Origin of the sequence: Ornithinicoccus halotolerans (genome assembly GCF_009602535.1) — a bacterium.
GTDB classification, from domain to species: Bacteria; Actinomycetota; Actinomycetes; order Actinomycetales; family Dermatophilaceae; genus Ornithinicoccus; species Ornithinicoccus halotolerans.
The window spans coordinates 1-9,424 of sequence record NZ_WIQI01000098.1 but is presented as its reverse complement, the minus strand read 5'-3'; the positions used below and the strand labels follow the sequence as shown (position 1 = coordinate 9,424).

The following is a 9,424-nucleotide window of genomic DNA, read 5'->3' as shown; positions in this document are numbered from 1 at the left end:
GGCTCCGGCCGCGATCGCCGCGCCGGCGAGCAGGCCGGCCTTGCCGCCCGGGCCGGCGCACAGGTCCAGCCACTCCTCGTCGCGGCCCTCGACGGGTGCGGCCAGCAGCGCGAGGGTGAGCAGCTGCGAGCCGGCGTCCTGCACCGCCGCACGGCCGTCTCGGACCGCCGGGATCTGCGCTGGGTCCCCCGCGGGCAGCCGCCAGGCGGTGGGGCAGGTCGGGTCCGGCTGGGCGCCGGCGTCGGCCAGGTCCGCCTCGGCGCCGAGCCCGGGCCGGGCGGTGAGCGTCAGCGTCCCGGGCTCGTTGTGGGCAGCGAGCAGGTCCGGCAGCGCGTCCTCCCCCTCCCCGTGGTCGACCAGCGCCGCGCGCAGCGCCCGCACCACCCAGGGGGGGTGGGAGTGCGTGGCGGCCAGCCGCTCCACCGGGTCGGTGATCCCCTCGGTGACCCGGTCACGCCAGCCGGTCAGGTCGTGCTCGGCGACCCGGCGCAGCACGGCGTTGGTGAAGCCGGCGGCGCCGCTGCCGAGGTGCTGTCGGGCCAGCGCCACGGTCGCGCTGACCGCCGCGTGCGGCGGCACCCGGGTGGCCAGCAGCTGGTGGCAGCCTAGCCGCAGCGCGTCGAGGACGGGCGGGTCGATCTGGTCGGGGGCGCGGCCCGCGGCCTGCGCGACGACCCGGTCGTACAGGCCCTGCAGCCGCAGCGTGCCGTAGCCGAGCTCGGTCGCGAAGCCGGCGTCGCGGCCGGTCAGCCGGGCCTGTCGCAGCCGGCGGGGCAGCTCCAGGTTGGCGTAGGCGCCCGCGTGCACCGCCCGGAGCAGCAGGTAGGCGGCCTCTCGGGCGGGGTCCACGCGCCGGGCCCGCTCGGCCGGCCGCTGCCGCGACCGCTGCCCCGCCCGGGGACCACGGCGGGGGGAGGAGCGGTCAGCCACCCAGCACCTCCCCCGTTTCGGGCCGTACCCCGCGGGCCCAGTCGGCCGCGGGCATCCGGCGCTTGCCGTGGGCCTGCACCTCACCCAGCCGCACCGGTCCGGAGGCGGTCCCGACATCGACACCGGCGCCGTGCACCACCAGCTCCCCGGGGCCGGCCGGCCGGGGGCCCTCGGGGACGTCGGAGGGCTCGACCGGCTGGACCGGTCCGAGCTTGAGCCGCTGGCCGCGGAACAGTGTCCAGGCCCCCGGTGACGGGGTGCAGGCACGTACCTGCCGGTCCACGGCGAACGCGGGCCGGGTCCAGTCGACGCGTGCGTCGGCCGCCTCCAGGCGCGGGGCGTGGGAGACGCCCTCGGCGGGCTGCGGGACAGGGGTGATCTCGCCTCGTTCCAGGGCGTCGAGGGTGGTGACCAGCAGCCCGGCGCCGGCCTGAGCAAGCCTGTCCAGCAGCTCCCCGGCGGTGTCCCGCGGCCGCACCCGCTCGGTGAGCCTGCCGAGCACCGGGCCGGTGTCCAGGCCCTCCTCCAGCAGGAAGGTGGTGGCCCCGGTGATCTCGTCACCGTGGAGCAGGGCGTGCTGCACCGGCGCCGCCCCGCGCCAGGCGGGCAGCAGCGAGAAGTGCAGGTTGACCCAGCCGTGCGCGGGCAGCCCGAGCAGGTCCGGCGGGACCAGCCCGCCGTAGGCGACCACCGGGCACGCCTGCGGGGCCAGCTGCTCGAGCTGCTCGCGCACCTCCGGCTCCCGCAGCCGCGCGGGGGTGAGTACCGGCACGCCCGCGCGCTCGGCCGCCTCCCGGACCGGCGAGGGCCGTGGCCGGCGGCCGCGTCCCGCGCGCGCGTCCGGGCGGGTCAGCACGCCCACCACCTCGTGGTCGGAGCGGAGCAGTGCGGACAGGGACGGGAGGGCGACCGCTGGGGTTCCGGCGAAGAGCACGCGCATAACGGCCCGACCCTATCCCGGCCACCGCGCCGTCGCTGCTGCCGACCGGGACGGGGCCGGCGTCAGCGGTCGGGGTCCTCCGGCGGCGTGTCGTGGTGCGAGCGCTCGTGGAACCGGTCCCCGGAGACCTTCAGCTCCACGACCTCGTCACCGAAGCTGCGCAGCAGCTGGTGGCGCTGCTCGCGTCGCTGCCGCTGCTCCCGCGGGTCCGGGACCGGCGCGGCCGCCAGCAGCCGTTGGGTGTACTCCTGCTGTGGGTCGTGCAGGATCTGCTCCCGCAGCCCCGCCTCGACCACCTTTCCCTGCTGGAGCACCACGACCTGGTGGGCCAGCAGGTCCACCACCGACAGGTCGTGGCTGATGAACAGGCAGGCGAACTTGTACTCGGCCTGCAGCTCGGCGAAGATGCGCAGCACCCGCGCCTGCACGGACACGTCGAGCGCCGAGGTGGGCTCGTCGGCGACGAGCAGCTCGGGGTCGAGGGTGAGCGCCCGGGCGATGGAGATCCGTTGCCGCTGGCCGCCGGAGACCTCGTGCGGGTAGCGGTTGTAGACGGCCCGGGGCAGCTGCACCGCGTCGAGAAGCTCGTAGATCTTGTTCTCCCGGGACTTCTTGTCCCCGACCTTGTGGACCACCATCGGCTCGGCGATGCACTCACCGATCGGCATCCGCGGGTTCAGCGATGCGGCCGGGTCCTGGAAGATCACGCCGATCCGGCGCCGCAGTGCCTTCAGCTGCGACCGCTTCAGCTGGCCGAGGTCCTCCCCCAGCAGCCGGAACTCGCCACTGGCGGCGGGGATGAGGCCCAGCGCGCAGCGGCCGATGGTGGACTTGCCCGACCCGGACTCACCCACCAGGCCGACGATCTCGCCCTGCCGGACCTGGAAGCTGACGTCGTCGACGGCCCGGAACGGCGGGCGTCCCAGCCGGTGGTACTCGATGACCAGGTTCTGCAGGTCGATCGCGAGGTCGGCCTCCTCGTTCCGGACGGTGTCGGGGACGTTGACGCCCATCTGGTCGCGACCGGCGCCCAGCCGCGGCACCGAGCCGAGCAGCACCCTGGTGTAGTCGTGCTGCGGGTTTAGCAGCACCTCGTCGGCGGTCCCCTCTTCGACCAGCTCGCCCTTGAACATCACCGCGACCCGGTCGGCCATGTCCGCCACCACGCCCATGTTGTGGGTGATCAGCAGGATGCCGGTGTTGAGCTTGTCCTTCAACGAGCGGAGCAGGTCGAGGATGTCGGCCTGGACCGTGACGTCGAGGGCGGTCGTGGGCTCGTCGGCGATGATGACGCGCGGGTCGCAGCTGAGCGCGATCGCGATGACCACGCGCTGGCGCTGCCCGCCGGAGAGCTCGTGGGGGTACTGCTTGATCCGACGGTGCGGCTCGGGGATGCCGACCATCTCCAGCAGCTCGACGGCACGGCTCTGTGCCGCCTTGCCGGTGGCGATGCCGTGCAGCTCCAGCGCCTCGGTGAGCTGGGTGCCGATCGTGAGCACCGGGTTCAGCGCGGTCATCGGCTCCTGGAACACCATGGCGATGTCCTTGCCGCGCTTGCGCCGCATCTCCCGCTCCGGGATACGGCTGATGTCGGTGCCGGCGACCGTCACCACCCCGTTGATCCGGGCGTTGCCGGGCAGCAACCGCATCGCGGTCATCGAGGTGACTGACTTGCCGGACCCGGACTCGCCGACCAGGGCGACCACCTCGCCGGGGTTGACGTGCAGCGAGACGCCCTTGACGGCGTGCACGGTCCCGAACTCGGTGCCGAAGCGGACGTCGATGTCGCGGAAGTCCAGGACCGCCCCGCTGGAGTCTGAGGCGGTGCCGGCGCTCGCGGGTGTGGTCGTGGTCATCAGTCGGCGCTCCTGCTCTGGCGGGGGTCGAAGGCGTCGCGCAGCCCGTCTCCGAGGAAGTTCACAGTGAGGGCGATGAGGAGGATGAACATGCCGGGCCACCAGAACAGCCACGGCCGGACGGTGAACGACTGCTGGTAGTCCGAGATGAGCCGGCCCAGCGAGGTGTCCGGCGGCTGCACGCCGAAGCCGAGGAAGCTCAGCGAGCTCTCCAGCAGGATCGTGGTGGCGATCGTCAGCGTCGCGCTGACGATGATCGTGCCCATCGTGTTCGGCAGGATGTGCTTGAGGATGATCCGCCATGACGAGGTCCCGATGGCCTCGGCCGCGGTGACGAACTCCCGCTCCCGCAGCGAGAGCACCTCCCCGCGCACCAGCCGCGCCAGCCCGGTCCACACCACGAAGCTCAGCATCAGCGACAGCGGCCAGATGCCGCCGCCGGCGATCTTGCCCAGCACCGCGGCCAGCACCAGCAGCGGCATCACGATGAACAGGTCGGTGGTCCGCATCAGGAACGCCTCGGCCCACCCCCGGAAGTAGCCGGCGATGGCGCCGATGAGGGTACCGATCAGGGTGGAGAGGATCCCCACCGTGAAGGCGACCATGAGGGTGCGCTGGGTCCCGCGCATGGTCAGCGCGAAGTAGTCCTTGCCGGTGTTCTCCTGGCCGAACGGGTACTCCCCCGGGCTCGGCGGGAACACCTCCAGCGTGGGGCGACCGCCGTCGACGACGGTCGCCGACAGCCAGAACTCCTTGTCCCACCACCCGGGGATCCAGCCGTAGCCGATCGAGGTGAACGCCAGCACGGTGGTCAGGACCAGGAACACCAGGGAGGCCATCGCGACCCGGTGCCGGAAGAACCGACGCCGCACCAGCTGCCCCTGCGAGAACGACCTCCCGCTGAGGTCGATCTCCTGCTCGACCGAGTACTTGTCGCTGATGACCTGGCTGTGCTCCTGCTGCGGCGCCCCGGGGTCGGCCTGGCCGGGGAAGGGCGAGAGCTCCTCCCGGCCGGTCCCGGGCTCGGGCGGCTGGTCGGGTCGGTCCGGGTCGTGGGGGGTGGGGCTCATCGGTCACCTCCGGCGCGGGGCGCGGGCCAGTAGTCGTGGGCGGCGGTCGTGGGCACCTGGCTCACCGCCGGATCCGCGGGTCGAGGAAGGCATAGGTGATGTCGGCCATCATGTTCATCAACACTGCGGCGGTGCCGGTCACCACGTAGAACGCCATGATCGGAGCCGGATCGACCAGGTTCAGCCCACGGATGAACAACGCGCCCATTCCCTGCCAGCCGAAGACCGTCTCGGTGACGACCGCGCCGCTGATGAGGTTCGCGAAGTCGAAGGCGACGATCGTGGTGATCGGGATCAGCGCGTTGCGCAGCGCGTGCTTGGTCATCACGACCCGCTCGGACAGGCCCTTGGAGCGCGCGGTCCGCACGTAGTCCTGCCCGATGGTCTCCAGCATCGAGGACCGCGTGTAGCGGCTGTAGCTGGCCAGCGAGATCACCGTCAGCACGAGGGTGGGCAGGATGAGCTGCACGCCCCAGTCCCACACCCCGGTCCAGAACGGCCCCTCGAAGTTGGGCGAGCCGGAGCCGATGGTGGAGATGGGCCGCGGCTCGCGCTCCAGGAACCCGCTCCAGTGGCGCAGCAGCTGGTCGAGGGACACGGCGAGCGCGAAGGCGCTGGCGGTGCCGATCGACACCCAGGTCGCGACGCCGCGGTCCCAGCCGCCGAGGACCCAGCCGATGACGGCCGCGACGGCCACGGAGATCAGGTACATCAGCAGCAGCCGGCCGTAGCCGCCCTCGACGATCCAGCCCTGGAAGATGAAGTAGCCGACGATCCCGGCCCCGACCGTGGCCAGCGCCGAGTAGAGCACCCTGCGGTTGCGCAGGCCGGTGGTCAGCGACGTCAGCACGACGCCGGCGGCGAGGGCCATCAGGATGACCAGGCCCAGTCCGAGCGCGGGGCGGCGCCACCAGCCGACGCTGTCGAAGTAGGTGACCGCCAGGAAGACGAAGAGGGTGGTGGCCACCCCGGTCAGCAGTTGTCGGCGCCGGTCGCCGCCGATGATCGAGGTGAGGGTCACCCCCACCAGCACCGCGATCACTGCGGTGGCTGTCCATGACACCGATGGATCGGCGATCCAGTTGTTGAACCGGATGGCCCCGTACTCCTTGAGCAGCACCGCCACCCAGAAGACGGGGAGGGAGAAGAACAGGAAGGCTGCGAACGTGACGACGTAGTCGAACCCGGAGTACTGGCGGATGGCTGCCAGGATGCCGAGCGTGACGCCGATGATGATGGCGAGGATGGTCGCCAGGGTGACCAGTCGCAGCGTGGCCTCGGCGGCGCTGATCAGGAGGGTGTTGATGTTGCGGCCGTCGCGATCGGTTCCCAGGTCACAGGCGAGCACGAAGCACTTGCTCACCCCCACCAGCCAGATCCAGTACCGCTGGTACCAGGGCACGTCCAGGTTCATGTTGCGGATGCGCGCCTCGATGAGCTGCTCACGGTTCTCGGCGCGGGTCTCGCGCAGGTCCTCCAGCGGGTCGCCGGAGTTGATGGCCAGCACATAGAGAAACACTGATCCCAGCAGCAGGACCAGTGCGGAGATCCCCATCCTGCGGAGGATGAAGCGGGTCACGGGAGTCGTCCTTCCAGAAGCCGGTTGGCGCCGTTGCCAGTCACGGTCGGGCAGCGTAACCGGTCGACCTTAACCCCTCCGGACGTCACCGTCCGGAGCCTGGGGCGGGGCGACCGGCACCGCACGGACCGGTGGGGCGGGAGTTGCCTCCCGCCCCACCGGTGGGCAGCCGGGCACGGGTGCCCGTGCTGATCGGCTCAGCCGATCAGCGACGGGTCACTGCCGCATCCACTGCTCGGCGTTCCAGGCCACCTGGGTCTGGGTAGCGTTGAAGATGACGTTCTCGATGCTGGCGTCGTGGGCCACGACACCGGGGAACGCGAACACCGGGATGCCGTAGAGCTGGTCCCACAGCTCCTTCTCGATGATCTTCTTCTGCTCCAGGTGGACCTCCGGGTCAACGGTGCTGCTGACCTTCTCCCAGGCCTGGTCGACGGTCTCGCTGCTGAACTGGCCGTAGTTCTGGGTGCCGCCGGTCTCGTAGATGGGCTGGCCGGAGCTGATCTGGCCGGAGCCGGCCCAGGCGAACAGTGCGACCTCGAAGTCACCGACCTCCAGGGCGCCACCGGGCTGGAAGAAGTCCTCCGCGCCGGTGTCGACGATGTTGAAGCCGACCTGGTCACAGCTGGACTTGATCAGGCTGACCTCGTCGGTGCGGCGCTGGTTGGGGGCCGAGTACCCGATCCGGATGTCGACACCCTCCTCCAGGCCGGACTCGGCGAACTTCTCCTTGGCGGCCTCGATGTCGACCTCGTCGTAGCGGCCGTCGTAGGCCTCCTGGACGACCTCGTCGTACTCATCCTGGAACGGGAAGTACTCGCGCAGGTTCATCACCTCGGCCTCGGGGTTGATCGGGGCGATGAGGTTGTCGATGATCTGCTGCCGCGGCACGCAGAGCGCGAACGCCTCGCGAGCCGCCAGGCCACCGTTCTGCTCGGAGAAGGCGCTGGTCTCGGCGAAGTTGAAGTCCAGGTGCTCCCAGGTCATCTCGTCGCCGGTCTTCAGCGTGAACTGGTCGCCCATGTTCTCGATCTGCTGGACCGTGTCCACGGTGGCCTGCGGCTCGATGATGTTGATGTCACCGTTCTGCAGGGCCTGCACGTGGGTCTCCGGCGCCGCGAACCGGAAGGTCAGCCGCGCGGTGGCCGGCGGCGGGCCGTAGTAGTTCTCGTTCGGGACCAGGGTGATGTACTGACCGGCGTCCCAGGTGGCACCGTCCAGGCTGTAGGGGCCGTTGGAGGGCACGATGGAGGGGTCGGGCAGCTGCTGGTCGGGCGAGAGCCAGCCGGTGTTGTAGAACTCGGCGGTCTGCCGCACCGTGTCGCCGTCTCCGTCCAGGATGGCCTGGGTGAGCTCCTCGGGCTCCAGCCCGCTCTCCCGGGCGGCCACGTGGGCGGGGAAGGCGTAGTCCATGACGAGCTCCCAGTCCGGGTAGGGCTCGTCGTACTCGACGGTGAAGGTCTTGCCGCCGGGCTCACCCTGGGGACCCTCGGAGACGTAGCGGGCGAAGGAGTCGGACACGCTGTCGAAGACGGCGCCCTCGCCGTCCTCGTCGCTCCCGGCCTCGCCCTCGTCGTCGCCGCCGACGCCGCCGCTGAACAGGGAGGCGGGGTTCTGCGTGGCCCACTTGTACAGGAAGTCGTCGTACGTGATGGGCGTGCCATCCTCCCAGACCGCCTCGTCCGAGATCGTGTACTCGATCGTCAGCGGGTCCTCGGAGACGAGCTCGTAGGTACCGAAGTCCTCGTTCGGGTAGATGGTGCCGTCGGTGCCCCAGTACCAGAAGCTGTCCTGCATCCGGTCGTTGATGACCGAGTTGTAGACCGAGTTGGTGCTCGACAGGGCGGCATTGAAGCCAGACCACTCGTCCTGGCCGACGGAGTAGTAGATCTCGTCGTCCTGGGTCTCGATGTCGCCCAGGTCCGGCTTGGCGGTGTCGCCGGCCGCGGCACCCTCGGTCTCGGTGGCCTGGTCCTCGTCACCGGTCGCATCGCCGGTGTCGCCGGTGTCGCCGGTCTGCTCGGCACCACCGTCGCCGTTGTCGCCACCAGTGTCGCCGCTGTCGGACGTGCAGCCGGTCAGCACCAGGGCTCCGGCGGCCACGATGGCCATCGTCGTGCGCCTGATCTTCAATGTTCCTCCTGAATGAGCGGTCACGCCCGCTGGCTGACGCCGGCCCCCAGTGGCCGGCATCCCGTGGGCTGCGGGACGAGCCGAGGTTGCGCAGCCAAAGTAGACACGGGCGTCCGGAATATCCATAGCGCACACCGCAGGTTGACCCGATCGTTACCTAGTCGATATCGCGCTCACCCCACCAGGTCCACCGGGTCCAGCCTGCTGACCAGCACACCTGGACTCTTGCGCAGGCTCCGGGCGGCCCGGACCCTGCGAACCTCCGCGACCAGCGGGTCGGCGCCTGCCGCGGGGGCGTGCGGGGGCGCCGGCGTCCCGCCCTGGCGCACCAGCAGCTGCAGCCCGCGGTCGTCGCTGGAAGCGCCCGCTGCCGGCCCCTGCGCCGGCCGCGGAGTGGTGGCCGGGAGCGGCCCGAGCACCTCCAGGTCCGCGCGCCGCATCGCGGCCGCCGCCTCCTCGACCGCGGCCTGGTCCCCCGTCAGCAGGGCGGTCCGACGGGCCGGCGGGAGCGCCAGCTCGCTGCGGTCGGCCAGCTCCCCGGCGGCCGCCCAGGCCGGGTCCCACCGCACCAGCGCCTCCACCGGCCGGACGCCCGCGTGCGGCGGGACTCCGGCCAGCACCACGGCTCCGCCGTCGTCGCGGCCGTGCACCAGCGCGGCGGCGGCCGCCCATCGGCGCAGCGCCTCCAGCCCGCTGTCCAGCCCGGCCCGGTCCAGCTGCGCCCAGCCGTCGAGCAGCACCGCGGCGGCGTAGCCCGCCTCCGCCACCGGTTCGGCTCCCGGTGTCGCGACCACGACGGCCGGCTCGGCGCCCACCCGGGCCAGCAGCTGCCCGGCGCGCGACGTCCGCACCGGGTACCCGGCGAAGGCGCGGCCGATCTCCTCGGCGGTGCGCCGCTCGCCCACGACGGTCGAGC

6 protein-coding genes and 1 pseudogene are annotated in these 9,424 nt (G+C 71.5%); all 7 read right to left on the bottom strand.

Annotated elements, in window-relative coordinates:
* On the bottom strand, window positions 1–930 hold a 930-nt coding region (locus GFJ45_RS13310), incomplete at its 3' end, for a transcription antitermination factor NusB (protein ID WP_323368739.1).
* Window positions 923–1,870 (bottom strand): methionyl-tRNA formyltransferase, encoded by a 948-nt coding sequence (gene fmt, locus GFJ45_RS13305; protein WP_153398011.1) that lies wholly within the window; start codon window positions 1,868–1,870, stop codon window positions 923–925. The genes GFJ45_RS13310 and fmt, both read right to left, overlap by 8 nt.
* A gap of 62 nt (window positions 1,871–1,932) precedes the next feature.
* Window positions 1,933–3,726 carry an ABC transporter ATP-binding protein gene (locus tag GFJ45_RS13300; RefSeq protein WP_153398009.1) on the bottom strand — a complete coding sequence of 598 codons (1,794 nt, stop codon included), beginning with the start codon at window positions 3,724–3,726 and terminating at the stop codon, window positions 1,933–1,935.
* The gene (locus tag GFJ45_RS13295) at window positions 3,726–4,796 is read right to left on the bottom strand and encodes an ABC transporter permease (RefSeq protein ID WP_153398007.1); all 1,071 of its coding nucleotides are present in this window, start codon (window positions 4,794–4,796) and stop codon (window positions 3,726–3,728) included. The genes GFJ45_RS13300 and GFJ45_RS13295 overlap by 1 nt, the downstream gene beginning before the upstream one ends.
* A 61-nt stretch (window positions 4,797–4,857) precedes the next feature.
* Window positions 4,858–6,351, bottom strand: coding sequence for an ABC transporter permease (locus GFJ45_RS13290; protein WP_228387015.1), 1,494 nt, complete (start codon window positions 6,349–6,351; stop codon window positions 4,858–4,860).
* A gap of 240 nt (window positions 6,352–6,591) precedes the next feature.
* Window positions 6,592–8,508, bottom strand: coding sequence for an ABC transporter family substrate-binding protein (locus tag GFJ45_RS13285; protein ID WP_194288667.1), 1,917 nt, complete (start codon window positions 8,506–8,508; stop codon window positions 6,592–6,594).
* A 173-nt stretch (window positions 8,509–8,681) separates the two neighbouring features.
* A pseudogene (locus tag GFJ45_RS16430) lies at window positions 8,682–9,424 on the bottom strand (primosome assembly protein PriA); the annotation flags it as partial.

Bases quoted from the DNA above. Each gene is read 5' to 3' on its own strand.
- GFJ45_RS13295 (WP_153398007.1), bottom strand. From the start codon at position 4,796: ATGAGCCCCACCCCCCACGACCCGGACCGACCCGACCAGCCGCCCGAG.
- GFJ45_RS13290 (WP_228387015.1), bottom strand. From the start codon at position 6,351: ATGGGGATCTCCGCACTGGTCCTGCTGCTGGGATCAGTGTTTCTCTAT.
- fmt (WP_153398011.1), bottom strand. From the start codon at position 1,870: ATGCGCGTGCTCTTCGCCGGAACCCCAGCGGTCGCCCTCCCGTCCCTG.
- GFJ45_RS13300 (WP_153398009.1), bottom strand. From the start codon at position 3,726: ATGACCACGACCACACCCGCGAGCGCCGGCACCGCCTCAGACTCCAGC.